The sequence below is a fragment of the Pseudoalteromonas shioyasakiensis genome, from assembly GCF_024518675.1.
In the GTDB taxonomy this organism is placed as follows: domain Bacteria; phylum Pseudomonadota; class Gammaproteobacteria; order Enterobacterales; family Alteromonadaceae; genus Pseudoalteromonas; species Pseudoalteromonas shioyasakiensis_B.
Map to the genome: position 1 here is coordinate 386,627 of NZ_JANIGL010000002.1, position 24,622 is coordinate 411,248.

Consider the following 24,622-nt stretch of genomic DNA (forward strand, 5'->3'; position numbering starts at 1 on the left):
TATGAGTAAAACAGAGCATAAATCAGCCATAGGTTTACTCTATGAAGCTGGCCATGCGCCCACTGTAAGCAGTAAAGGCTTCGGTGAATTAGCCGATGAAATCATTAAAGCGGCTAAAGAAAAAGGAATTTTAATACATCAAGATGAAGCACTTGCTAAAACACTGTCACATTTAGAATTAGGTGAAGAAATCCCAAAGGAGCTCTATTATGTTATTGCGGAGCTCATTGCTTTTTCATATGTATTACGAGGCAAGTTTCCGCCAGGCTGGCAGGACTTTCAGGGCAAGTTAAATATTAAGGCTTAAAACTAAGTTTAAGCCTTAAAAAATACCGTGCTAATTTGCACCTTTTTGTTGGTGTAATGACATAAGTAATTCAGCTTCTGCGCGAGGCAATTCACATTCACGAATAATCTCTTCAATATCAGCTCCGAGCTCAACCATTTTCACTGCTCGCGAATAAATTTTAGCGTCAGGATCATCATATTTTTGCGCATCCTGTTGCTGAGCAAGCTCTTGATTGCGCTGCTCTACAGCCACTAACCTTTTACCTATGCTTAGCATACCCGCACGCATTTCAGCCACTTCGCTGCGTAAAATGCTGTTTTGCTGTAGCGCATCACCAAGTTGTTGCTGGGTTTTATCAGCAGCATAGGCTATTTTTCTATTCAAACCATATAAAATAACAAAGCACACAAGGACTAAAGCAAGTGCGCTTATAACTAAAGAGAGTAACAACATAGTTTATCCGTAAGCATTAAATATTGCTTAACTCATCCCACTCTTCATCATTTAATAGTTTATTTAAATCAACCAAAATCAATAACTCACCATCACGATTACTGACACCTTGGATAAATTTAGCGCTTTCTTCAGTGCCAATGTTTGGCGCACTATCAATTTCAGAGCTGCGTAAATACACGACTTCTGCAACACTATCAGCTAGGATTCCAATAACTTGTTCTTCCGCTTCAATAATCAATACTCGAGAGTTGTCAGTCGCTTCTGCCGACATTAAGCCAAAACGTGCTCGCGTATCAATAACTGTGACTACGTTGCCACGTAAGTTTATAATACCTAACACATAACTCGGTGCGCCTGGTACGGGTGCTATCTCAGTGTAACGTAGGATTTCTTGAACCTGCATTACATTGACGCCGTAAGTCTCCGACTCAAGCTTAAAGGTAACCCACTGCAATACTTCATCATTGCTATCGGCATTTTTACTGTTGGATACTAATCTTTCTTCGCTCATGCTATTACTCCGAATATCGTTACTGCTCACGGCTATCTAAGCCCTGCTCCAGTAATTGATTTAAATTTTCTACATCAATTAGGGCACACATTTTTTCTTTTATTACACCGGCTAACCAAGGTCGCTTACCTGTTTTTGCTCGCCATTTTACATCTTCAGTACGAAGCGTAATGTTGTTTACTAACTTTTCAGCTAATAACCCCCACTGGCTATCACCAAGCGTAATTAAATACTGATAGTTTAGTTTTTCTTCTAACTCTTGGGTATATTTTTCCGGCATCACCCAACGCGCTGTATCAACCACATTAAGGTTTTCATCACGGTTAAGCATAACCCCTTTAAACCATTTAGGTTTACCAAATAATTGATTAACCTCACCAAGCTGATGAATCCCGCCTAATGCTTTGAGCGGCACAGCTAAAGTAAGCCCTGCAACTTCAAAGAATAAGGCCTGAAACTCACCATCAAAATAATCTTGCTGACGTTCGACCGGTGTTTTTGCATGAACAACCGCTTCTGCACTGTCTGCTTTAGCTACATCTTTGATTTTAGCCTGAATTTGCGGTTTCTCAAGCGCTGCTTTAGCTGTCGCTGGTAATTCAGGCTCTGCCAGAGCATGGTGTTCAACAATTACCTGCTGCGATGCCTTTGCTGGCATCTGTGTTTGCTTTTGTTCTAGTGCAACTTGTTCAAGCAACTTAGCAACAGGCTCTAGCTCCTTAGCTTCTTCGTCCTCGCACAGCAAAGCGCCCAAATATTGGGTCATTACTTTTTCATTAGCAAACAGCTGTTTACTCATTAATTAACCTTGCTCAATCAAATAATCTAATAACGCACGATAGGCAAATACACCTCGTGAACGAGGACAAAACTGAATCGGCACTTGTTGCGCTAAGCTAGCATCTCGGAACTTTGTATCTACAGGGATCACCCCAGGCCAAACTTTATCGTTATACGTTTTTTGTAGTGTTTTATATGCTTCCAACGATGCGTTAGTACGTTTATCATACATTGTTGGAATAATGGTATATTGATACTGCTTCGATTGCGAGCTTTGCATTAATTCCATCGTTCGCATCATGCGATCTAAGCCTTTTAACGCCAAAAACTCCGTCTGTACAGGCACCAAAATACGTTCACTTGCCGCCAAGGCATTCACCATTAACACCCCTAATACTGGCGGACAATCTAAAATAGCATAGTCATAATGCTCACTAATTTTTGCTAACGCTTTTTTTAGTATCAACCCCATACCGGTTTTATTGCCCATACTACGATCAAGGGTCGCAATCGCCATTGTCGCAGGCATGATATCTAAATTAGCAATATTCGATGGGCACAGCGACTGCAATATTTCTTCGCTTTGCATGGTATTACCACGGGCAAATATATCATAAACACTTACTTCTAAGTCTTCAGAGTCAATGCCAAAATAATATGTCAAAGAGGCGTGGGGATCTGTGTCTATCAATAACACACGCTTTCCTTGCAATGCTAATGTACCAGCAAGGCTAACTGCAGTTGTGGTTTTTCCTACACCGCCCTTTTGATTCGCCACTGTCCAAATTTTCACATCACACCTTTATTATTGTTCATTGCGCGTTGTAATCCGTATGCCACCATGGGGTAATTGAATCACTTTAATCGTGTTATCGTCCGAAGGCAATTCAATTGCAGCAGGCTCTGTTGTTTGTTGTTCTTTCGCCGCTTCAGTATCAGCTTTTTTAGGTGGTAAGCCATATTTTGATAATGCGACCACGACTTTACGATTTTCTGATCGGCCTTGCTCGGTACTATTATCTGCAAATGGCGAGTATTGTCCGTAACCTTCTATTGCCATTCTAGCAGGGTTAATGCCCAATGATTCAAGCTCGACTAAAATAGATGTTGCCCGTGCAACCGAAAGCTCCCAGTTAGAGCGAAAGATTTCGTTACGAATGGTTTCATTATCAGTATAACCGCGCACCCGAACATAATTATCAACCGGTGCAATAATCTCGTTTACCATACCAATAACCGTTTTAGCTCTGCTATGTGCCACAGCACTGCCACTGGAGAATAACATGCCTGAGCTCAACTCAATGATCAACCAATCTTGGTGCAGCTCTAGGCTTGCTTCTCCATCACGGATTTCATCAATAAGTGCTGATTGCAGTTTAGTCAATAAGCTATCTAAGGGTTTACCAAAATGCTTTTGTTTAATGTTGCTGGTATCACTTTGCCCATCTAGTAACTCTGGCCCAGCTTCTTGTTTTTGAATACTTTCGCCATATAACAGTTCTTTTTCTGGGCTGACTCTATCTGTTAATAAACCTGTCCCCGTAACACCGGTGCCTTCTTGACTATGCTGACGCGCAGATTGATCAAACACTTGCTCAAGGGAGTCTGATAAGATTTGGAAACTTTCTTCTTTATTAATTGCAATTGCATACATCACTACAAAAAAAGCAAACATGATAGTCATGTAATCAGCATAAGATACTAGCCAACGCTCTGTGTGTTGATTGTTAGTCTGTTGATGACGAAGGCGGCGACGTATCATAACTTAATTGGCTAATGAGTTAGGGCGCTCAACTCGGTAAGCTTCTAGTTTTAGCTCAATATTAGCAGGGCTATCGCCTTGGCTGATGGCTATAATTCCTTCCGCGAGTAGCTCATGAAACAACATTTTTTGCTCAACTTGTTGTTTTAATTTATTGGCCATAGGTAAAAACAATAAGTTTGCTAAACCAACACCGTAAATTGTCGCAATAAACGCAGTGGCCACCCCGGCGCCAAGCTTTTGCGGTTCGGTAATAAATGACATCGCCTGAATAAGTCCAAGTACTGCACCTAAAATACCAATTGTTGGGCTATAGCCGCCTAAAGCTTCATAAACACGACTTGCCTCAAGAAGCCGTTCACGCTCTAACAGCAAATCTATCTCTAAGGTGTCTCGTAATTTTTTGTCACTTACGCCATCAATAAGCAAACTAAGGCCTTTTGCGGCATAACTATCAGGGTGAGTCAGTGCGGTATCTTCAAGTGATAAATACCCTTCTTGCCGCGCTTTATGGGACCAGCTTTTAACTTCTTCAATGGCTGCGTCAATATCATGACGAGGTGGAAAAAACACCCAGTAACTTATCTTTAAGGCTTTTAAAAAGGTGCTTAAAGGCGATTGCAGCATGACGGCACCTAGCGTACCACCTAATACAATAATGAGAGCTGGCGCATTAAATAGCGCTGCAACAGCCCCCCCTTCAAGTGTATAGCCTAAAGCAATAGCGCCTAATGCGATAAATAAGCCTAGAATTGATAGCTTATCCACAGCCAATCTCACGTACTAATCGGTTAGCTACATCATTGAGCGCAATACTGGCACTGGCAAGCCCTGCAGCAGCAACCGCTTGTGGCATACCATAAACCACACTGGTACTCTCATCCTGTGCCCAAATAGTTGCTCCAACTTGCTTAAGCATTCGAGCACCATCACGGCCATCAGCCCCCATGCCTGTTAACACGACAGCCAAAACATCGCCTTGAAATGACTTCGCAGCACTGGCAAAGGTTACATCAACACTTGGCTTATAAGTGATCCGTGCACTGTCATCTTCAAAAACTCGCAACGTGCGATTACCACCTCGCCCTTCTATTAACATTTGTTGACCACCAGGCGCAAGGTAAGCTGTACCGGGCATTAACTTATCCCCTTGTTGCGCTTCTTTAACCTTGATTTTACACAAGCCATTTAAACGAACCGCAAACGCGGGGGTAAACGCAGCCGGCATATGTTGGATCAATAAAATAGGGTGCGGAAAATTCGCAGGTAACTGGGTCAAAATAGTTTGTAATGCCACAGGCCCGCCAGTGGACGTACCTATTGCTACCACTTGGTATTTTTTTCCTGAAGGTCGTACTGTTGCGGCATTGTTATCAACAGCCGGAGCTGGACGATTAAAACTACGATCTGGCTGTACTACTGTTGCCCGTGGAGGCATAGTTTTATCAACTGCGGGCTTACTAATCGCAGGAGCTGGACGACTAAATCGAGATAAACGCCTACGGCCAATTTCTTTGACTTTATTTTGCAACAGCTTAATTGCGTCTTCATTATTTCGCGCGATATCTTCAAACTTCTTCGGTAAGAAATCTAAAGCACCGGCATCAAGTGCATCAAGGGTGGCTGTTGCGCCATCACGGGTTAACGACGAAAACATCAAAATCGGGGTTGGGTCAGCGGCCATTATTTCTTTGACTGCACTGATACCATCAAGCACCGGCATTTCAACATCCATGGTGATAACATCAGGGCGAAGCTGGCGCGCTTTATCTACAGCTTCACGGCCATTTACCGCAAAACCAATTACTTCGATATCCTTATCTTGTGTCAGAATCTCACTCACCCTACGGCGAAAAAAACTCGAATCATCAACAACTAATACTTTAACTGCCATTGGCGTACTCTTGTTAAATTTTTATCTATAGGAGCCTTAGGCTCCCATAAAAGATAAAGATTGCGCTAACCTGCGTAATACTTTAGCAAACTTGGGACATCTAGAATTAATGCGATCCCCCCATCGGAAGTGATTGTCGCACCAGCCATACCAGGCGTACCTTGTAACAACGCATCCAGCGGTTTAATTACCACTTCTTCTTGACCTATCAGTGAGTCCACTACAAAGCCAACTTGTTGTGTACCAATTTGAACAATCACGACATGCCCTTGCGCTTTACGCTGCGATGTATCAGCCCCTTTAACAAGCCAATGCTCTAGATAGAATAATGGAATCGCTTTTTTCCGCACTATGATAGTCAACTGCCCGTCAACGACATTCGTTCGAGTAAGATCTAAATGGAAAATCTCATTTACCCCGGCCAAAGGTAAAGCAAAAGTTTGCTCACCAACCACCACCATTAAGGTTGGCAGAATAGCCAATGTTAACGGCACTTTAATTTCTAATATAGTGCCAACACCTAACTCAGATTGAATACTCACAGAGCCATTCAGTTGGGTTATTTTAGTTTTCACTACATCCATGCCAACGCCACGGCCTGAAATATCTGAGATCTCTTCTTTGGTCGAAAATCCTGGTGCAAAAATTAGGTTATAGGCTTCGGTATCAGATAAGCGACTTGCCTGTTCATGATCAAGAACACCTTTGCTAATTGCTATTTTTTTAAGTTTTTCAGCATCCATACCAGCACCATCATCACGGATGGTCAAAAGAATATGGTCACCTTCTTGCGAGGCCGATAAAGTAACCGTACCCGTTCTTGATTTGCCAGCGGCTTCACGAACATCGGGCATTTCAATGCCATGATCAACCGAGTTACGTACTAAGTGAACTAAAGGATCCGCGAGGGCCTCTACTAAGTTCTTATCTAAATCGGTCTCTTCACCAACGAGCAACAAGTTTATGTCTTTTTTCAAGCTGCGTGCTAAATCACGAACAACTCGTGGAAAACGACCAAATACTTTCTTAATCGGTTGCATGCGGGTTTTCATTACCGCGCCCTGCAAGTCAGCAGTTACAACGTCTAAGTTAGAAATTGCTTTGCCCATTACCTCATTATTTGTATTAGTCGCTAAGCTTACTAAGCGGTTTCGCACAAGTACCAGCTCACCAACCATATTCATAATTTGATCTAGGCGTTTAGTATCAACCCGCACGGTTGTCTCGGCTTGCGGTGGAGCAGGCTTCTTAGCTGCGCTTGCAGCGGGTGCAGGCGCTTTATTTTCTGCAGCTTGCGGTTTGCTCGTCGCAACGGGCGCTGGCTTCTGTGTTTGCGGTTGTGTCTTTGGTGTTGGCTCACTTGGTGTGGCGGCCTCTTCTGCACCATTTTGTTCTATTGCTTTAGGTGCTGTGCCTTTACCATGCAATTCATCAAGTAATGCTTCAAATTCGTCGTCGCTAATTTCATCATCAGAGGAGCTTGATTCTACACTTTTAATTTCAGTGTCTTTAGTTGGCTCAGCAGATGTTTCTTGCTCTGCTTGAGGTTTTACTTCACCAAAGTTACCTACCCCGTGCAACTCATCAAGTAGACTATCAAATTCATCATCGGTAATATCACTGCTACTAGCACTATCTAGCGCTGCGGTATTGCTATCCGCTACAGGGCTTTGTCCTTTTCCGTGTAGCTCATCAAGTAAGCTTTCAAACTCATCTTCTGTAATCTCATCAATTTGATTTTCTTGCGGCTTATCATCAACTTGACCATTGAACAGCATATCAAAAGCGAAAGGATCATCTTCATCGATACCGGAATCTGTTGGCTGCTCAACAACCTCAGGCTCGGCCTCTGTTGCCGTGTCTACAACTTGCTCATTTTCACTAGGCGGCTGACTAAGTTTATGCAAAATAGCCAATAACTCAGGATCTGCAGGTTCCGGTTGTTCACGATTTTGAATGGTCGCAAACATCTCATTGATTGTATCCAGCGCTTGTAAGATAACATCCATGAGCTCTGAGTTTACTTTGCGTACGCCTTGACGTAATAAATCAAATACGTTTTCGGCACCGTGACAAGCATCGACTAGCTCAGTCATGCTTAAAAAGCCTGCACCACCTTTTACAGTATGAAAGCCACGGAAAATAGCATTTAGTAACTCGGTATCATCTGGATTATTTTCAAGTTCTACTAGCTGTTCTGATAAAAGCTCAAGAATTTCTCCAGCTTCAACTAGAAAATCTTGTAAAATATCTTCATCGACTTCAAAGCTCATGCAGTGCTCTCCTCTTAGAAGCCCAAACTTGACAGTAAATCGTCAACATCATCTTGCCCATTGACAACATCATCTCGCGATTCTTTATCAATAATTGGTCCTTCAGGACCTGCCAATGTCGCAGGTGGTGTTTCTTCTATGACTGGTGTTTTTGTTTTCGTTTCGCCAATTTCATGACTACCAAACGCAGTCAATAAATGGATTAAGCTATCTTCAACTTCTCGCACTAACTCAATCACGCGGCGAATCACTTGCCCAGTCAAATCTTGGTAGTCTTGAGCCATTAAAACATTGGTCATCAGACCTTGCAGTTCGTCGGTCTTAGTATGAGAGTGGTTCATAAACTTATCCAAACTATGACAAAGCGTTTTAAATTCACCCAGCTCAATTTCACGACTCATTAAACGATCCCAAGTCGGCTTAATATGAGAAATCTCATCAGCCAATTCTTGCGCTAATGGAAGACTTGCCTCAACGGCATCCATGGTTTTATTCGCAGCATTTTCTGTCATTTCCATAACATAATTTAAACGCTGCTTAGCATCTGGGATAGCATCTGTGGTTAAATCCGCTAACCGTGTATCGAGCTCAAAGTTTTTTAACGCGTCATGAAGTTGGCGCGTCAATTTACCAACCTCAGCAAAAAGCTTAGACTGTTCTTGTGTCGCCGCATCAAGGATGAGCTGATCAGCTTTATCTTGCTCACCATTTTCAAGGTAAGCGACAAGCTGACGGGCTTGCTCTAAAGTGATCTGAGGCGCAGCAGGTGCTGACATAAGCCTCTCCTATTTTTAGCCTAGGCGCTCAAACACTTTTTCCAATTTGGTTTTAAGTGTTGCAGCAGTAAAAGGTTTTACGATGTAGCCATTAACGCCGGCTTGAGCAGCAGCAACAATTTGTTCTTTTTTAGCTTCTGCTGTAACCATCAATACAGGGATATGTTTAAGCGTGTCATCAGCTCTGATCGCACGTAATAAATCAATACCTTGCATACCCGGCATATTCCAATCAGTCACTACGAAATCAAATTCTTGATTTTGTAGCATTGGTAAAGCTGTTGAACCATCATCAGCTTCTTGTACATTTGTAAAACCTAAATCTCTTAACAGATTTTTGATAATACGTCTCATCGTCGAAAAATCATCAACAACAAGGATTTTCATGTTTTTATCCAAAACATCCTCCGGTGAGGTCTGAACCTATATTTACTTACTACTAATTTATCCAGTCATTGATTTTTGCTTTTAGCTTAATCATCGCCTGACCATGTATCTGGCTCACACGCGACTCGCTTACATCGAGTATGTGCCCTATTTCTTTTAAATTCATTTCATCATTGTAATAAAGCGAGAGAACCAGTCCGTCTCGCTCTGGTAACGACTTTATTGCCGCTAACAAAGATTCATTAAAGCGTTCATTCTTAACGTTATTAAAGGGCTTGTCCAGCGCTAAGTCTTGGCCAACAGGGGTAATAACATCTTCATCAACCCCTAAGTCTTCAATGCCTAATACTTTGCTAGAGTTTACATCACTTAGAATATGATGGTACTCATCTAGCGTAATATCAAGTTTTTCAGCAACTTCACTATCTTTTGGTTCACGATTATAGACACTTTCAAGTTCTGCGATAGCTTCTGCAACCATACGGCTATTGCGATGAACCGAACGAGGAGCCCAGTCACCACGGCGCATTTCATCTAACATAGCACCACGGATACGAATACCAGCAAAGGTTTCAAAACTGGCACCTTTAGTTGCGTCAAAGTTCTTTGTAGCTTCGATTAAACCTATCATGCCCGATTGAATTAAATCATCTAACTGTACACTCGGTGGTAAACGGGCTATTAAATGGCACGCCACTTTCTTCACCAGTGAGGCGTGCTTTTCAACGATTGCATTTAAATTTGCTGTGGTTTGATAGCCCATCGCTTTATTCACCGATGCAGTCATAGTTAGCCATTTACTAATTTTTCTATGAAGAACTCTAAATGGCCTGAAGGTTGGTTAGGTATAGGCCATTTAACTGCTTTTGTCGCCAATGTTTTAAAGGCAACTGCCGCTGGAGAGTTGGGGAATAACTCCACAATCACTTTTTGCCGGCGGGTCGACTTGCGCATGTTTTCATCGTAAGGAATGGTTGCCACCAACTCCATGGAGACATCTAAAAATCGGTCGGTTACCTTTGATAATTTAGCAAATAGTTCATGGCCTTCACGCATACTGCGCACCATATTTGCAACAACTTTAAATTTATACACGCCATGCTCACGGCTGAGCACCTTTATGAGCGCATAAGCATCGGTAATTGAGGTAGGTTCATCACACACTACCACCATCACATCTTGAGCCGCGCGGGAGAAACTCAATACCATGTCAGAGATACCAGCAGCGGTATCAACAATTAAAATATCAAATTCAGTGTTTAATTCACTAAAAGCACGGATAAGGCCAGCATGTTCAGACGGAGATAATTCCACCATACTTTGTGAACCAGACGTCGCGGGAACTATTTTTATCCCTGCAGGGCCTTCAACTAAAATTTCGTCTAACTCGCACTCACCCGATAAAACATGGGATAAGTTACGCTCAACACGCAAACCAAGCATGACATCACAATTTGCTAAACCTAAATCGGCATCCAGTACTAAAACTCTATTGCCTAGTTGGCCAAGCGCGATTGCAGTGTTCAATGACACGTTGGTTTTGCCAACTCCGCCCTTACCACCGGTAACAGCGATAACTTTTACACCGTTATTATTGTTTTGACTCATTTTTCGCAGGCCACTTGCTTGATCTAATACTGTGTTAATCATACATCCCTACTGTGCTTGACGCTACTGCTTGACGTCGTGAATGTTGTGCTTTTGTTCTTTTTAAATACAATTGTTCAGCTTTTTTTACTAATTTCTCTGCATTAGCGACACGAATGTCTTCTGGAACACGTTGACCATTAGTAAGATACCCTATTGGAAGACGATTTTGAATCGCTACGCTAATAATCTCGCCTAAACTTAGTGATTCATCCAATTTGGTGAAAATACAGCCACTTAATTGTACTTTCTTAAAGTGCCTTACCGTTTCTTGTAAAACATTAATTTGTGCTGTTGCACTTAATACTAAATAGTTACGAATATCAACTCGCTGATTACGCATCAAGGTATTTAACTGCTCGGTTAAACGTAAATCACGCTGACTCATACCCGCGGTATCAATTAATACTAGTCGTTTATTTCGTAAATGGTATAACACTTCTGCTAATTCATTAGCATCTTTTACTTGTTTGACCCCACAACCAATAATTCGGCCATACGTCGCAAGCTGTTCATACGCGCCAATACGATAAGTATCCGTTGTGATCAATGCCACTTTATCAGCACCGTATTTTTGCGCACCAAGTGCCGCTAGTTTTGCCACCGTAGTGGTTTTACCAACCCCGGTTGGCCCAACTAATGCAAACACACCACCTTGGCGGAGTATTTCATTATTTGTTGTATGCATTTGATTTTCAACCATTTGCAAAAGCGCTTGCCAAGCTTGTTGACGCGATACATCATCCGGAATAAAACACGCCATTTGCTCAGCGACATCATGCTCTATACCCATACCTACTAAGCGATCAATCATGCAAGCGCGAGTTGGATCACGGCGTGCCATATCCTGTTGCATTAAGCCAGATACTTGATGCTCTAATAATTGACGAATCGCATTCATTTCATCACGCATTGACGAAATTTCATCGTTTTTACCACTGCCAGACTTTGCAGAAGAATGTAAAGGCGTTTCTAAATCATCAAAACCGTTTTCTAACTCATCGTCAAAACCAAGACTGTGAGCTTGCGTATGAGCTTTGCTAGACGCTTCACGGCGAGCAAAATCTGGATGTGCTTGCGGTTCACTTGTTCTATATTGCGCTTGAGCTGGTTGTGGCTGTTGCTGCGGCTTGCCCTGATATTGAGTAGCAGTATCAATACCCGATTGGCTAAACATAGACGCAAGCTGTGGCGACTTAGGTTGTGGTGACTGACGTTCTAATAAAGCCTGTAAACTATCAGCAACTGCTGTTTGCGGCTCTTGCTGAGCTCGTTGTGGTGCAGGTTTTACAAAGTTAGGGTTACTTTGAGCTTGTGCTACAGCGGGTTGTGGTGCTGATTGTTTTGGCGCTGCTTTGTCATAGTCAACAGCAGCAACAATTTCAACGCCATTAGCTAGCTTTTTATTCGACATAATCACTGCATCTACACCAAGTTCATCTTTAACTTCTTTTAGTGCGGTACGCATATCTTTAGCAAAAAAACGTTTTATTTTCATGGTTCACAACCCTTTTAAAATCCGATTATTGGCCTACTGAGCTAACAATCTTGATCTGTCTTTCGTCTGGTACCTCTTGATAAGACATCACTCTCAAACCTGGAATGGTGTACTTAACAAATCGCGATAACACAGTGCGTAACATTCCTGATGTTAGCAATATCGAAGGTTCACCGGCCATTTCTTGATTCTGATGCGCTTCGTTTAATGATTGTTGAAGTCGCTCTGCAAGTCCTGGCTCTATTCCGGCACCTTCGTCGCCTGCATTCTGAAGTGACTGATGCAACATCTGTTCCAACTCAGGCGCCAAGGTTATGACAGGTATTTCTGATGACATACCAACCGCATCTTGAACGATTAATCTACGTAATGAAATTCGTACTGCAGCCGTTAGTACATCGGGGTCTTGGCTACGCGGACCATACTCTACTAAGGTTTGAACAATGGAGCGCATATCGCGAATTGCTACGCCTTCATTTAATAAGTTTTGCAGTACTTTAACCACTGTCGTTAACGGAAGTACATCTGGCACTAAGCCTTCAACTAAACGAGGATGACTTTTAGCTAACATATCTAATAGGTTTTGTACTTCTTCATGGCCAAGTAGCAATGCTGCACTGTTAGTTAGTAATTGACTGATATGCGTGGCCACGACAGTCGCTGAATCAACCACAGTGTAACCTAATGATTGCGCTTCATCTTTTTGATTTGGTTTGATCCACACTGCATCTAAGCCAAACGCAGGATCCTTAGTTTCAATGCCTTTGATTGGGCCAAATACTTGGCCTGGATTAATCGCCAGCTCATCACCGTGTTTTAGCTCCCCTTCACCACTGGATACACCCATCATAGTGATCCTGTATGCATTTGGGTCTAATTCGAGGTTATCGCGAATATGCACAGGAGGGACTAAAAAGCCCAGCTCTTGTGATAACTTTTTACGCACCCCTTTGATTCGATTAAGTAGCTCACCACCTTGAGATTGATCAACCAGTGGAATTAATCTGTAGCCTACCTCTAAGCCAATGACATCAACTTGTTGTACATCATCCCAGCCAAGTTCTTTTTGCTCCTGTTTATTTGCAACACCAGTGCCCGCGGCTCCACCATTAGCAGCCTCTTCTTCTTTAGCCGCAGCTTCTTTAATTTTGTTCTGCTGTGTGTAATATGCAAGATAACCAAGAAGAGCGCCTAAACTTAAAAATGCAAAGTGTGGCATACCTGGCACTAGGCCCATAACAATGAGGATACCCGATGCAATAAACAGTGACTTCTCGTTACCAAGCTGGCTTTTGAATTGATCCCCCATATTGAGAGATTCATTTTGGCGTGTTACGACAATCGCAGTACCAATTGATAAAAGTAATGAAGGTAATTGCGCAACTAAGCCATCACCAATCGTTAGCAGGGTATAAACCTCCATCGCACGACTAAAGCTCAAGTCGTGTTGGATCATGCCAACAAATAAACCACCAATAATATTGATGATCAAAATCACGATACCGGCAATGGCATCCCCTTTAACAAACTTACTGGCACCATCCATTGAACCATAAAAATCCGCTTCGCGAGTGACTTCTTCACGACGATCTCGGGCTTGCTCTGCACTGATAAAACCGGCGTTTAAATCAGCATCGATGGCCATTTGCTTACCCGGCATGGCATCTAAGGTGAAACGTGCTGATACTTCAGAGATACGCCCAGCACCTTTAGTAATTACAACAAAGTTAATAATAATTAAAATTAAGAACACCACTAAACCAACAGCGTAGTTACCACCTATCACTACCGAGCCAAAGGCCTCAATAACTTTACCGGCAGCGTCCCCCCCATTGTGGCCTTCTAGAAGAACAACTCGAGTACTGGCAACATTGAGTGCTAAGCGCATAATAGTTGCGATAAGTAATACTGCGGGGAACATACCAAACTCAACTGGCTTCATGGTGTAAACAGTCACCAGTAAAACCACTAAAGCAAGGGCTATATTAAACGAAAAAAGAATATCGAGTAAAAATGGCGGCAGCGGTAGAATAACCATACCCAATGCAGCGAGCACAAGTAAAGGCGTTCCAACCCCTTTAGCATACTCTTTTTTATCTTTATTAAGTTGTTGTAATACAGCTTTAAATTCCATAACTCACAATTTCAAAAAATTGACACTGCACGGAATTTGCAATAACTATTCCAAGTTATTGCAAAGCTAGTATTTATACGCGTCTGGAATAGGCAACTTTTTATTAAGTGCTGTAGGACGTTTACCGCGGCCTTTTTGAAAACGCTTTAATTGAAAGACATAAGCCAGTACTTGCGCCACTGCGGTAAATAATTGATCTGGAATTTGCTCCCCAACTTCTGCGGTATGATAAAGCGCTCGCGTTAACATGGGCGACTCTACTAATGGTACTTCGTTACCTTTGGCTACTTTTCGTATTTGCATCGCCATTTCATCAATGCCTTTAGCAAGAACAATCGGCGCGCCTGCACGCTCTGTATCGTATTTAAGTGCTACCGAATAGTGAGTTGGATTGGTAACAACAACATCGGCATCTGGCACGTCTTGCATCATTCTGCGCTGAGACATCTGTCGTTGTGTTTGCCTAATCCGGGCTTTTATTTGTGGATCACCTTCGGAGTTTTTATATTCGTCTTTGACTTCTTGCAAGGTCATTTTTAGTTCTTTATGGTGTTTATGACTCTGATATGGCGCATCAATAGCAGCAATAATCGTTAAGGTGCAAGTTAACCCTAAAAACATCCAGGCAAGAATTTCTAAAGCATGAATAATGTTACCCGGCGCACTTTCTATACTTAGGTGTAAAATTTCATCAAAGAAGGTATTGATTAGAAAAATAGCAAAGCCTGCCACCACAGCAAACTTTAAAATTGACTTGACTAGCTCAACCCCGGCTTGTGGGCCAAACATTCGTTTAATTCCTTTCGCAGGTGACATCTTACTAGCTTTAGGAGCCGCTGCTTGCCAGCTAAAGTTAAAACCACCGAGTAAGGTATTACCAATAATACCCGCAAGAGCAATAATAAACACAAACATTGCCATCGGAAAAACAAGCGCGTCAGCGACTGTCCCCCATACTGAAAACATCTTGGTCGTATCATAAGTCTCATTACGATTTAGGCTCAGTAAACGCCCCATCACATTGTACAAACCTTTGCCTATTTCGGGACCATATAAAAGCAATGATATTGCAGAAAAAATAAGCACAAACATGGTACCAAGCTCTTTAGAGCGTGCTATTTGGCCCTTTTTCTTGGACTCATCAATTTTCTTCCCCGTGGGTTCTTCGGTTTTTTCTTGACCTGAATCTTCAGCCATATCGCGCTCCTAAGGTGAACATCCAACTAAAGTACACATCAACTCAACCATTTTCAGCCACTGAAATTCAAACTGAGTAACAAAGTTACCTAGTGTTGCCCAAATAATGACTAAGCCGGCAACTAGGGTAAATGGAAAACCGATAGAGAATATATTTAACTGTGGCGCTGCACGAGTCATTACCCCAAACGACATATTAATAACCAGCATTGCCGTTAGGGGAGCTAAAGATAACACGAGTGCAGTAGTAAACATCCAACCACCCCAAGTAACAATGTCCCAATAATGGTCAACCGCCCACCAGCTGCCATCAATAGGAAGCACATTAAAGCTATGTACCACCATTTGGATCATCATTAAATGACCATTAAAAACAAAGAATAATAACGTAGCTAAAATTAAATAGAACTGACCAACCGCAGGCACACTCATACCATTTGATGGGTCAACAACGGAGGCAAAACCTAAGCCCGTTTGCATTGCTAGTATTTGCCCCGCTAACACAAAGGTATTGAGCATGAGTAATGATGCAAATCCAATTGCGACCCCTATCAGCATTTGCTGAATCACCACTAACACCATTTGAAAGGAAAACAGATTATTAAAACTTGCAGGAGGAAGTACTGGCACCACTAAAAACGTAATAACCACCGCCAAACCCATTTTGATTCGGGCAGGGACATTTTTAGCACCAATACCTGCCATAATCATGATCATCGAGCTTATACGCACTAATGGCAGTAAAAAATCACTGAGCCATTGAATAATAACCGAAAACGGAAATTCCATATTAGCCTGCGATTTCAGGGATGATCATGATTAAACGGGTAAAGAAGTCCATTAATTCCTGAGTTAACCAATGACCGCCAACAATAAGTGCACTAATCGTAATTAATAAACGCGGTAAAAAGCTCAATGTTTGCTCATTGATAGAGGTAGCAGCCTGAAATACCGCCACAACTAAACCGACGAGTAAGCCTGGTACAACAATTGCGGAGACCAATTTAATAACTAAAAACAATGCATCACTGAGAATATCAACAAAAATTTCCGGTTCCATATTCCCTCCTAGTAATGCTTAAGTTTTAATGGGCACGGCATGGCTAAACCCCAAGCCCGAAGCTTTTTGCTAAAGTGCCCATTACTAGGCTCCAGCCATCAACCAAAACAAACAACATTATTTTAAAAGGTAAAGATACGATCATCGGCGATAGCATCATCATACCCATTGCCATTAATACAGAGGCCACCACTAAATCGACTATTAAGAATGGAATGAAAAACATAAAACCGATTATAAAAGCGGTTTGCAACTCACTGGTGACGAACGCTGGGATCAATACAATCATAGGCGTATCTTCAGGTGAATTAAGTTGATCATACCCCGCTATTTTGGCGAATGTTTCTAAGTCTTTAAGGCGCACTTGTGACAACATAAACGCTTTCATCGGCTCTTTAGCAAGCTCTAACGCTTGTACCGATGTAACCTGTTCATTCATATAAGGCTCTATAGCTTGCTCATTCACTTTTTGATAAACAGGCGCCATAATAAAAATACTTAAAAATAAAGACATACCCAATAATATTTGATTTGATGGGGTCTGTTGTAAACCTATTGCTTGGCGTAAAATAGCCAGTACCACAATAATTCGCGTAAAAGATGTCATCATGATCACCGCCGCGGGAATAAAGCTCAGCGCGGTCATGATAGCAAGTACTTGCAGTGTTACAGAGTAGTCTTGTGAGCCATCAGGGTTGGTGGTGATATTGAGCGCTTCAATCCCTTCAGCGTTTACTTGAGGGATAAACACTAGGGTAAAAAGTATCAGCAGCCATTTCAGCATATTACGGGTTCTTTTTATTATAGTGAGTGTTTGAGTTTAATAGTTTACCAAAACGCTGTGCCAAAGCGGGCAACTCTTTTTCTGTTAACGGCGTTTCTAATTTATGTAAGTAATTAATACTATGAGGCGTTACTCCCAACAAATGCTGACTGTTGTCTATCTCAATGACCATCAAGCGTTCACGCGTGCTCAAAGGGAGGCTTCGCACCACTTTAAATTCCTCACTATTTGCCAAATTAGGGTTTAGTTTTTTAACAAAAAATGCCAGTACAATAATCAGTACCAACACCATGATTAACGACATTGCCATTGAGACAATATCTCCCATTGGGGTGGCTGAGGGAGCTACACTCGTAGTAGCTACCGAAAGTAAAATCCAGCTATTCATCGTAACTTTTTGATCCTTTCCACTTGGCTTATAACATCAGTCAGACGTATACCAAACTTATCGTTAACCACAACTACCTCACCGTGGGCAATAAGCGTACCGTTGACCAATACATCCAGCGGTTCACCCGCCACACGGTCAAGCTCAACCACTGAGCCTTGATTTAACTGCAATAAATTACGAATATTTATTTTAGAGCGCCCTACTTCCATCGAAATAGTCACCGGAATATCTAAAATAGTATCAAGCTTACGCTTTTCTTCGTTACTCATCTCATGCTTTGAGTCACTTAACTCATCCAGTTCAGCCACTTTTGCATCTGCACCGTCGTCAGCCCCTTCAGCTTCAGCTAAAGCTGCTGCCCATTCGTCCATCGTATCTTGGTCATCACTCATACTTAAAAACCTTAATCTTTACCAGTCTAAATCCACACCTTCAGAAAGGTGTAAATCGTCTTCTAATTCTGCTAATTCTGCATCTGAATCGAGTTTTTTACCGCCTTTGGTGAAGACGTGTAATTCTGATTTGACAGATTCAGGGCGTTTAATTTTTTCACTAATTTGCAATGCAACATTATCCCGAGAACGGCCCATTTTAGCTCTAAATGTAGGCAGTTCTTCAACAAAAACAGTAATATGCTCAGGCATCTCAACAGGAATAATATCCCCGGTTTTAAGCTCCATAATTTGTTCTAAGCTTAAGTCCACTTCTAATAATTGAGTTGAAAGCTCAACCTCAACATCCATAATTTCATCGCGTAATGCTTTGCTCCAACGTAAATCAGTATCTTCGGTGTCAGATTGCACACCAGCATCAAGTAATTCGCGAATAGGTTCCAACATAGAGTAAGGTAAAGCAATATGAAAATCGCCGCCACCGCCATCAAGTTCAATATGAAATGAACTGATCACCACCACTTCTGTTGGACTGACAATGTTTGCCATTGCAGGGTTAACTTCTGAATCGAGATACTCAAAAGACACATCCATCACCGGTGCCCATGCTTCTTTATAATCCTCAAAGATTATTTTTAACAACATTTGCACAATACGGCGTTCAGTGGGGGTAAATTCGCGGCCTTCAATTTTGGCATGATAGCGACCGTCACCACCAAAAAAGTTATCAACCAAAATAAACACTAAGCGTGCTTCCATGGTGATTAAACCCGTACCTTTTAAAGGACGAAAACGCACCATATTTAAACTTGTTGGTACAAATAAAGTATGAATGTACTCACCAAACTTTATCATTTGCACACCATTAATAGATACTTCAGCGGTACGGCGCATCATATTAAATAAGCTGATCCGCATATGACGAGCAAACCGTTCATTGACGATTTCTAACGTCGGCATTCTACCGCGAACAATACGGTCTTGTGATGAGAAATCATATTGTAGCGTATTGCCACCATCCCCTTCATCACCGTCCTGTATATCTTCCTCTTCGACCTCATCAACACCGTGTAAGAGCGCATCAATTTCGTCTTGGGATAATAAATCGCTCACGCAGACCCCTTATTGCATTACAAAGCCGGTAAACAGTACCCGCTCAATTACTTTGCTGCCTTCAACATCACTTAATGCTGTTTGTACTTTCTCAAGCGCGGCCACTCGTAATGTTTCTTTGCCTTCGCTAGTGCCTAATTCATCGGCAGTTGTGGTAGAAAATACACTTAAAATAGTGCCTTCAATCAGCGGTATATGCTTTTTAGCAATTTCTTCATTAACATCACCGCGTACTAAAAGTTGAACTTTAATTTGTACAACACGGTCTCTGCTCGCCCCAGGTACATTAAAAACAAACGGTCTTGGCATAGCTACATATAAAGCACTACCAACTTTTGCTGAATCAACATTACTCTCACCGTCACTGATAACTGCCTCATCGACTAAGGTTTCAGCTGGTGCATCTGAACCTGACAGAAAAAAATATCCCACCCCACCCGCAATAATAAGCACAACCACAGCAATTATAATAATTAGCTTTTTCTTACTTTTTCCACCATCTTCAATTTCTAAATTTGTTTCTTCAGCCATGATATTTCCTTTGCGCCTTAAGACCTGCAGATATTACGAGCGTCGTTTCGAGCCGGCAAGTTATTTATTTTTATCTCATTATAATAGCAGGTGTTAGGCATAGTAATCTATTGATGATGAAGATTGTTGCTCGGTATTCTCTGTTGATGCATGAACATCTGTTGCTTCATCATCTTGTTGAGCAAGTTGTCCTTGGGCGTTTTGCTGCTGTTGTTCAGCCATATTTTCTTGGCTATCACCTTGCTGAATACTACTTTCACCGAGTTCTATGCCTTGCTCAGCAAGCATTTCACGTAATTTAGGCATTGATTGCTCAAGCGCCTCTTTTGCTTGTTGGTTTTGTACCACAAAATTTATTTGCGCCTGCTCAGCATCACTGCGAATACGGATTTGCATGCTCCCCATTTCTGGTGGATCTAAACGAATTTCAGCTTCCTTATTATTAATATTTAATAAGGCACTAACGCGTTCTTGCAATAACTTAGCGGCATCACTCTTAACAATATTCAGTGCCTGCAACAAAGTTGGGTCAACATTTATTTGTTTGCTCTGAGATGTAGCCGTCGTTTGCTGCGCATTAAGCAGTTGCATATCAGCAATTTCTTGCTGATAACGCTGATCAATAACCTCATTCATCCCCGTCACTGCTGAATTTGTAATTTGATTAGCCGCAGTCGTAATTTGAGCGAATAACTGATTTACCCGAGCTACAGGTGTTTCCCGTGGAGCTAATGCTTCTGCGTTATCTTTATCAACCATTACTTGTTCTTTAACAACACTTTGTTGAACAACTTGCTTATTAGCTTGGTCTTGGCTCAATGCACCGCCCGTAGCACTGTGCCCAGATGTCATTTTACTTGATTCAAGTGGTGTATTATTTTCCACTTGCATAAGCGTTTGTCCGTTGACCAGCGGCTCTTTGCTCTTTGTTACCGACTTGCCTTCAAGCTCAGCTAAAGCCGCATTAACCTGATTGAGCACCGTACTTTGAGGCTTTTCATTCGCAACGAATTGCTGTAGTTGCTTTCCTAAAGCCTGTTTTTCTGAGGTTGAAAGCTTCGCAATTTCATCACCAAGCTGCGAAGTATCGAATGCAGTTGCTGCATCTTTGTCTGTAGAGTTTACAGCCCCATTATTTACCAAAAATTGTGCGATTGTTTGTTTTAGTATGGTGGTACCTTGTGGTGTCACACCTTGCGCTGCAAGGGCATCTACCTGCGCTTGCAATTTAGTTTGTTGCTCCGTGCTAAAACTAGTTAATATTTTATCATTTGTTTTTAAAGCATTTTCGTCTAAATTTAGTAATGTTTGCACCGTTCGACTTATTTCGGGACTTTCAGAGAGTGCCGCAGTTAGTACCGCAGACTTCTCTGAAGGTGGGTTGCCCGACGCTCCCGCCACCGCCTCTTTTAAAGCTTTTGCTGTATCTTCGCTAAGCTGATTTAATGTATTCTTATCATTATTTGTTGATGTTACCAAGCTCCTTTCAGGCGATTTTAAACTGGCCGCTTCTTCTATACTACCCGTTTCTTGTTTTAGGACTTCTGCCACTGTAGTAGTATGCTCAGAACTTTTACCTATATGAATACCATCAAGAATTGGTGTAACAGCATCAATAGGACGTGGCGCATTTACTTTTACTAAACCGGGATCCAGCTTTTCTTGTGAATACTTGTCTAATAAATCAATTACAGAAGTCGCCGATTGATCACTTCGCGTGCTGTTTACATTGGTATCTAAATTATTGGCAGCATTAATTTGCGCAAGCATTTCATCACCTGAGATAGCAGGGTCGCGCTGTGTTTTATTAGTTTCTTGGTTTGACTCAGTCTCCACCGCGTCTTGCAGCTCTGGCGCACTTAACTTATTGTTTGGTGTTTCAACAGCATTATTGGCGCTTTGTAACTGTGAAAAAAAGTCACTCTGCGAGCTTTGAGTTTCTTCTTCGCTTATTTTCCGCCCATGATCTTTGTTAGCTAATTTAACATCTTGCTCTGCTGAAATGAGTACTGATAATTCGCTAATCGCCATAATTCACCTACATTAAACGTGGCAATTTGCCGCCGCAGTTTGCCAAAATAAAGACTTCATGAGTCAATAAAGCAATATATATGCCTAAATTATAATTTAGTTTAAAGTGATCGACGTCTTTGAAAGAATTGATTAGAAGAAAATTCATCCAGCATTTTTTGTTCGTTTTTTAACATTAATGCATTTGCTTTTTGTTGTTGTTTCTCAATCAGTTTAGCAACAGCTTTGGCTTTAATTTGCTGCTTTAACCATAAACTTTGACGCTGACTTACCACTTGCTTTGCAGTATTCACTGTCGTGGCTTGTTGCCGGATGGCTTCTTCTATTTTTGCAATAAAAGCATGGTATTGGCTAAAGCCTGCACTACTCAAACCAGACTGACCTTTTAAATGAAGTTGCTGCGTATATTCCATACGAAAATCATTTAAACCTTGCAGCTTTTGTTGATTCGCTTGAAAATGTTGCTGCGCCTGCAAGTAGTTCATCCGCAAGGATTCTTCTTTGTCTTGTTCTAATTTGAGCAGTAGATCAAGTTTATTATTTGCCATTATGCTTGTCCTAATAATTGAGCAAGCCCTTGTAAGCCTTCGTCATAACTGATCACATCTTTCATTCCCTGCTGCAAAAATGCATTGACCCGAGGCATCATATTAATAGCCTGATCAAGCATTTGGTCGCTGCCTTTTTGATACGCCCCTAGGGTGATCATATCTTTATTCTGTTGGTACATGGAATAGACTTGCTTCAAGACCCTTGCTTGTTGCATATGCGGCTCTGATACAACTTGGGGCATCACCCGCGAGATAGACTTTTCAATATCAATCGCCGGATAATGGCCGCTATCAGCTAAATCACGCGATAATACAATGTGGCCATCTAAAATAGCACGTGCAGCATCGGCTATCGGGTCTTGCATATCATCCCCTTCACTGAGCACAGTAAAAAACGCAGTTATTGAGCCTTGCCCTTCCCCACCATTACCAGCACGCTCCACCAGCGCCGGTAGTTTTGCAAACACAGAAGGCGGGTAGCCTTTGGTTGCCGGTGGTTCACCGACCGCAAGTGCTATTTCACGTTGCGCCATGGCATAACGTGTTACTGAGTCTAGTAACAATAAAACATTTAACCCTTGATCACGAAAGTACTCCGCAATGGTCACAGCACTTTCGCACCCTTTAAGGCGCATAAGCGGTGAGGCATCTGCGGGAGCTGCAACGACAACGGATCGTTTACGCCCTTCTACACCTAAAATTTCTTCAATAAACTCTTTAACTTCTCGGCCACGTTCCCCTACAAGACCAACAACAATAACATCGGCTTCTGAACCACGAGTCATCATACCAAGCAATACAGATTTACCCACACCAGAGCCAGCAAACAAGCCCATGCGCTGCCCCTGCCCTACGGTTATTACAGAGTTTATTGCTCGCACGCCCACATCCATAGGCTGACTAATTGGTCGCCTTGATAACGGGTTTATAGTGTTTTGGGCAAACTTTAAATGCTCTTCTGCGTTAATAGGACCCAGTCCATCCAATGGACGACCTAAGCCATCAACGACGCGTCCCAGCAAACACATACCAACAGGCAAACCGGTTTCATTAACTTGTGGGATAACTCGAGCGCCAGGCAAAACACCTGAGATATGGTCGTTTGGCATTAAAAACAGTGTTTGGTCATTAAACCCGACAATTTCAGCATCAACAAAGCCATGCATAGTTTCAATTTTACATTGGCTGCCCACCGGTGCTCTAAGCCCTTTAGCTTCCAAAGTAAGGCCCACAACACGTGTGAGAATCCCCGCTACAGCGGGTGTCGGGCTATGAATATGTTTTTGGTAGTCTTGTAAGCGTTCGCTTAATGGCCGAAGTTGAGAACTCATTGCAAACCAATTATTGGGTTAGATACCACTACTATGCAAAAAACTATCCAACGTTTCTTTGACGCGGGTTTTCATGGTCATATCAATGGATGATTGGGGGGTTTTAACTTGGCAGCCACCACGCTCTAAGGTTGGCTCAGGCACAAGCTGCCAATTACTTTGTGAGAGTGCATCTTCGCCATAGCTGCTTTTAATTAATTCGATATCCTCAGGGTTCAAGTGAATACGCACACTTTGTTGCTGCTCACCGAGCGCATCAATGGCTTGTTTGAGGCTATGCAATAAAATCTCCGGAGAGGTTTTCACTTCTTGGTAAATCAACGCCTCAGCCAGCATAACAGCAAGTTGTATTAACTGCTTTTCAGCGTCTTCATCAACTTTACTAAGGGGGGTTGTTAGGCTATCTAATAACGTTTTTAGCCCCGTTAATTGCTCATCGATTAGGGGCTTAACTTCCTCATGTCCCTGTGTTTTTCCCAGTTCAACACCTTCTTTGTAACCAGCTTCTTTACCTTCAGATACGCCTTTTTCAAAGCCATCAATATAACCTTGCTCATGGCCTTGCTTTAAACCTTCTTCATACGCATCTTGGCGAATTCGCTCAAGCTCAGCCATGGTTAAGTTTGGCAGCTCTTCTTCGGCCTCAGGCTCTTCAACAGCTTCCTCAACTTCTTTTTTATAAAGCTCGGCAAGTGGTGTTCCAAATGCTGTCGAACGACCATCGTACTGTCGCGTATCTTGAGTAACATCAGGAATAGGCCAGTTTTCTAATAACTCATCAACCGCTTCATTTGCATGCAGTGGCCTACCTTGAGTTGAGCGAGGTTTATTCAT

General features: G+C 42.1%; 27 protein-coding genes. 1 reads left to right on the top strand and 26 read right to left on the bottom strand.

Annotation, left to right across the window (positions count from 1 at the left end; translation table 11 throughout):
- Window position 1 precedes the first annotated feature (1 nt).
- Entirely contained in the window at window positions 2–307 is a 306-nt protein-coding gene (locus tag NQT69_RS07625; RefSeq protein ID WP_256827057.1) for an EscU/YscU/HrcU family type III secretion system export apparatus switch protein, read from the top strand.
- Window positions 308–337: 30 nt separating this feature from the next.
- On the opposite strand, the gene NQT69_RS07630 is transcribed toward NQT69_RS07625, so the two are convergent.
- The 26 genes from NQT69_RS07630 to fliH all read right to left on the bottom strand — a co-directional run bounded on the left by NQT69_RS07630 (window position 338) and on the right by fliH (window position 24,622).
- The gene (locus NQT69_RS07630; protein ID WP_256827058.1) at window positions 338–742 is read right to left on the bottom strand and encodes a DUF2802 domain-containing protein; all 405 of its coding nucleotides are present in this window, start codon (window positions 740–742) and stop codon (window positions 338–340) included.
- Window positions 743–758: 16 nt separating this feature from the next.
- Window positions 759–1,256, bottom strand: a complete 498-nt coding sequence (locus tag NQT69_RS07635; RefSeq protein ID WP_256827059.1) for a chemotaxis protein CheW — start codon at window positions 1,254–1,256, stop codon at window positions 759–761.
- Window positions 1,257–1,275: 19 nt separating this feature from the next.
- A complete protein-coding gene (locus NQT69_RS07640; RefSeq protein WP_256827060.1) occupies window positions 1,276–2,055 on the bottom strand; it encodes a chemotaxis protein CheW in 780 nt (259 codons plus the stop codon).
- Between the two features lie 3 nt (window positions 2,056–2,058).
- Window positions 2,059–2,829, bottom strand: a complete 771-nt coding sequence (locus tag NQT69_RS07645; protein WP_087530860.1) for a ParA family protein — start codon at window positions 2,827–2,829, stop codon at window positions 2,059–2,061.
- A gap of 12 nt (window positions 2,830–2,841) precedes the next feature.
- On the bottom strand, window positions 2,842–3,798 hold the full coding sequence (locus NQT69_RS07650; protein WP_256827061.1) for a flagellar motor protein MotB: 957 nt from the start codon (window positions 3,796–3,798) through the stop codon (window positions 2,842–2,844).
- 3 nt (window positions 3,799–3,801) lie between these two features.
- Window positions 3,802–4,566, bottom strand: a complete 765-nt coding sequence (locus NQT69_RS07655; RefSeq protein ID WP_256827062.1) for a flagellar motor protein — start codon at window positions 4,564–4,566, stop codon at window positions 3,802–3,804.
- On the bottom strand, window positions 4,559–5,692 hold the full coding sequence (locus tag NQT69_RS07660) for a protein-glutamate methylesterase/protein-glutamine glutaminase (protein WP_256827063.1): 1,134 nt from the start codon (window positions 5,690–5,692) through the stop codon (window positions 4,559–4,561). Before NQT69_RS07660 ends, NQT69_RS07655 begins: the two co-directional genes overlap by 8 nt.
- A 65-nt stretch (window positions 5,693–5,757) precedes the next feature.
- The gene (locus tag NQT69_RS07665) at window positions 5,758–7,965 is read right to left on the bottom strand and encodes a chemotaxis protein CheA (RefSeq protein ID WP_256827064.1); all 2,208 of its coding nucleotides are present in this window, start codon (window positions 7,963–7,965) and stop codon (window positions 5,758–5,760) included.
- 14 nt (window positions 7,966–7,979) lie between these two features.
- Window positions 7,980–8,741 carry a protein phosphatase CheZ gene (locus NQT69_RS07670; RefSeq protein ID WP_256827065.1) on the bottom strand — a complete coding sequence of 254 codons (762 nt, stop codon included), beginning with the start codon at window positions 8,739–8,741 and terminating at the stop codon, window positions 7,980–7,982.
- 15 nt (window positions 8,742–8,756) lie between these two features.
- Window positions 8,757–9,140, bottom strand: coding sequence for a chemotaxis response regulator CheY (gene cheY / locus NQT69_RS07675; protein ID WP_054203298.1), 384 nt, complete (start codon window positions 9,138–9,140; stop codon window positions 8,757–8,759).
- 40 nt (window positions 9,141–9,180) lie between these two features.
- Complete coding sequence (locus tag NQT69_RS07680) at window positions 9,181–9,891, bottom strand: RNA polymerase sigma factor FliA (RefSeq protein WP_256827432.1); 711 nt, start codon at window positions 9,889–9,891, stop codon at window positions 9,181–9,183.
- A gap of 26 nt (window positions 9,892–9,917) precedes the next feature.
- Entirely contained in the window at window positions 9,918–10,778 is an 861-nt protein-coding gene (locus tag NQT69_RS07685) for a MinD/ParA family ATP-binding protein (protein ID WP_256827066.1), read from the bottom strand.
- Window positions 10,771–12,273, bottom strand: a complete 1,503-nt coding sequence (gene flhF / locus NQT69_RS07690; protein ID WP_256827067.1) for a flagellar biosynthesis protein FlhF — start codon at window positions 12,271–12,273, stop codon at window positions 10,771–10,773. Before flhF ends, NQT69_RS07685 begins: the two co-directional genes overlap by 8 nt.
- A 25-nt stretch (window positions 12,274–12,298) precedes the next feature.
- Window positions 12,299–14,407 carry a flagellar biosynthesis protein FlhA gene (flhA, locus tag NQT69_RS07695; protein ID WP_256827068.1) on the bottom strand — a complete coding sequence of 703 codons (2,109 nt, stop codon included), beginning with the start codon at window positions 14,405–14,407 and terminating at the stop codon, window positions 12,299–12,301.
- Between the two features lie 66 nt (window positions 14,408–14,473).
- The gene (gene flhB, locus NQT69_RS07700; RefSeq protein WP_256827069.1) at window positions 14,474–15,604 is read right to left on the bottom strand and encodes a flagellar biosynthesis protein FlhB; all 1,131 of its coding nucleotides are present in this window, start codon (window positions 15,602–15,604) and stop codon (window positions 14,474–14,476) included.
- Between the two features lie 9 nt (window positions 15,605–15,613).
- Complete coding sequence (fliR, locus tag NQT69_RS07705) at window positions 15,614–16,393, bottom strand: flagellar biosynthetic protein FliR (RefSeq protein WP_256827070.1); 780 nt, start codon at window positions 16,391–16,393, stop codon at window positions 15,614–15,616.
- Window position 16,394: 1 nt separating this feature from the next.
- A complete protein-coding gene (gene fliQ / locus NQT69_RS07710; RefSeq protein WP_016708042.1) occupies window positions 16,395–16,664 on the bottom strand; it encodes a flagellar biosynthesis protein FliQ in 270 nt (89 codons plus the stop codon).
- A 43-nt stretch (window positions 16,665–16,707) separates the two neighbouring features.
- Entirely contained in the window at window positions 16,708–17,448 is a 741-nt protein-coding gene (gene fliP / locus NQT69_RS07715; protein WP_256827071.1) for a flagellar type III secretion system pore protein FliP, read from the bottom strand.
- A gap of 1 nt (window position 17,449) precedes the next feature.
- On the bottom strand, window positions 17,450–17,836 hold the full coding sequence (fliO, locus tag NQT69_RS07720) for a flagellar biosynthetic protein FliO (protein WP_256827072.1): 387 nt from the start codon (window positions 17,834–17,836) through the stop codon (window positions 17,450–17,452).
- The gene (fliN, locus tag NQT69_RS07725) at window positions 17,833–18,231 is read right to left on the bottom strand and encodes a flagellar motor switch protein FliN (RefSeq protein ID WP_256827073.1); all 399 of its coding nucleotides are present in this window, start codon (window positions 18,229–18,231) and stop codon (window positions 17,833–17,835) included. The genes fliO and fliN overlap by 4 nt, the downstream gene beginning before the upstream one ends.
- Window positions 18,232–18,249: 18 nt before the next feature.
- On the bottom strand, window positions 18,250–19,344 hold the full coding sequence (gene fliM, locus NQT69_RS07730) for a flagellar motor switch protein FliM (RefSeq protein ID WP_256827074.1): 1,095 nt from the start codon (window positions 19,342–19,344) through the stop codon (window positions 18,250–18,252).
- 9 nt (window positions 19,345–19,353) lie between these two features.
- The gene (fliL, locus tag NQT69_RS07735; RefSeq protein ID WP_256827075.1) at window positions 19,354–19,875 is read right to left on the bottom strand and encodes a flagellar basal body-associated protein FliL; all 522 of its coding nucleotides are present in this window, start codon (window positions 19,873–19,875) and stop codon (window positions 19,354–19,356) included.
- 93 nt (window positions 19,876–19,968) lie between these two features.
- Complete coding sequence (locus NQT69_RS07740; RefSeq protein WP_256827076.1) at window positions 19,969–21,906, bottom strand: flagellar hook-length control protein FliK; 1,938 nt, start codon at window positions 21,904–21,906, stop codon at window positions 19,969–19,971.
- Window positions 21,907–22,007: 101 nt separating this feature from the next.
- Window positions 22,008–22,454 carry a flagellar export protein FliJ gene (gene fliJ, locus NQT69_RS07745; RefSeq protein ID WP_256827077.1) on the bottom strand — a complete coding sequence of 149 codons (447 nt, stop codon included), beginning with the start codon at window positions 22,452–22,454 and terminating at the stop codon, window positions 22,008–22,010.
- Complete coding sequence (gene fliI, locus NQT69_RS07750) at window positions 22,454–23,788, bottom strand: flagellar protein export ATPase FliI (RefSeq protein ID WP_256827078.1); 1,335 nt, start codon at window positions 23,786–23,788, stop codon at window positions 22,454–22,456. Before fliI ends, fliJ begins: the two co-directional genes overlap by 1 nt.
- Before the next feature lie 18 nt (window positions 23,789–23,806).
- A complete protein-coding gene (gene fliH / locus NQT69_RS07755; protein WP_256827079.1) occupies window positions 23,807–24,622 on the bottom strand; it encodes a flagellar assembly protein FliH in 816 nt (271 codons plus the stop codon).

Bases quoted from the DNA above. Each gene is read 5' to 3' on its own strand.
- fliO (WP_256827072.1), bottom strand. From the start codon at position 17,836: ATGAATAGCTGGATTTTACTTTCGGTAGCTACTACGAGTGTAGCTCCC.
- NQT69_RS07625 (WP_256827057.1), top strand. From the start codon at position 2: ATGAGTAAAACAGAGCATAAATCAGCCATAGGTTTACTCTATGAAGCT.
- NQT69_RS07660 (WP_256827063.1), bottom strand. From the start codon at position 5,692: ATGGCAGTTAAAGTATTAGTTGTTGATGATTCGAGTTTTTTTCGCCGT.
- fliP (WP_256827071.1), bottom strand. From the start codon at position 17,448: ATGCTGAAATGGCTGCTGATACTTTTTACCCTAGTGTTTATCCCTCAA.
- flhA (WP_256827068.1), bottom strand. From the start codon at position 14,407: ATGGAATTTAAAGCTGTATTACAACAACTTAATAAAGATAAAAAAGAG.
- NQT69_RS07630 (WP_256827058.1), bottom strand. From the start codon at position 742: ATGTTGTTACTCTCTTTAGTTATAAGCGCACTTGCTTTAGTCCTTGTG.
- fliN (WP_256827073.1), bottom strand. From the start codon at position 18,231: ATGAGTGATGACCAAGATACGATGGACGAATGGGCAGCAGCTTTAGCT.
- fliR (WP_256827070.1), bottom strand. From the start codon at position 16,393: ATGGAATTTCCGTTTTCGGTTATTATTCAATGGCTCAGTGATTTTTTA.
- NQT69_RS07670 (WP_256827065.1), bottom strand. From the start codon at position 8,741: ATGTCAGCACCTGCTGCGCCTCAGATCACTTTAGAGCAAGCCCGTCAG.
- NQT69_RS07665 (WP_256827064.1), bottom strand. From the start codon at position 7,965: ATGAGCTTTGAAGTCGATGAAGATATTTTACAAGATTTTCTAGTTGAA.
- flhF (WP_256827067.1), bottom strand. From the start codon at position 12,273: ATGAAAATAAAACGTTTTTTTGCTAAAGATATGCGTACCGCACTAAAA.
- NQT69_RS07635 (WP_256827059.1), bottom strand. From the start codon at position 1,256: ATGAGCGAAGAAAGATTAGTATCCAACAGTAAAAATGCCGATAGCAAT.
- fliI (WP_256827078.1), bottom strand. From the start codon at position 23,788: ATGAGTTCTCAACTTCGGCCATTAAGCGAACGCTTACAAGACTACCAA.
- NQT69_RS07640 (WP_256827060.1), bottom strand. From the start codon at position 2,055: ATGAGTAAACAGCTGTTTGCTAATGAAAAAGTAATGACCCAATATTTG.
- NQT69_RS07685 (WP_256827066.1), bottom strand. From the start codon at position 10,778: ATGATTAACACAGTATTAGATCAAGCAAGTGGCCTGCGAAAAATGAGT.
- NQT69_RS07740 (WP_256827076.1), bottom strand. From the start codon at position 21,906: ATGGCGATTAGCGAATTATCAGTACTCATTTCAGCAGAGCAAGATGTT.
- fliH (WP_256827079.1), bottom strand. From the start codon at position 24,622: ATGAATAAACCTCGCTCAACTCAAGGTAGGCCACTGCATGCAAATGAA.
- fliL (WP_256827075.1), bottom strand. From the start codon at position 19,875: ATGGCTGAAGAAACAAATTTAGAAATTGAAGATGGTGGAAAAAGTAAG.
- NQT69_RS07680 (WP_256827432.1), bottom strand. From the start codon at position 9,891: ATGGGCTATCAAACCACAGCAAATTTAAATGCAATCGTTGAAAAGCAC.
- fliQ (WP_016708042.1), bottom strand. From the start codon at position 16,664: ATGGAACCGGAAATTTTTGTTGATATTCTCAGTGATGCATTGTTTTTA.
- flhB (WP_256827069.1), bottom strand. From the start codon at position 15,604: ATGGCTGAAGATTCAGGTCAAGAAAAAACCGAAGAACCCACGGGGAAG.
- fliJ (WP_256827077.1), bottom strand. From the start codon at position 22,454: ATGGCAAATAATAAACTTGATCTACTGCTCAAATTAGAACAAGACAAA.
- NQT69_RS07650 (WP_256827061.1), bottom strand. From the start codon at position 3,798: ATGATACGTCGCCGCCTTCGTCATCAACAGACTAACAATCAACACACA.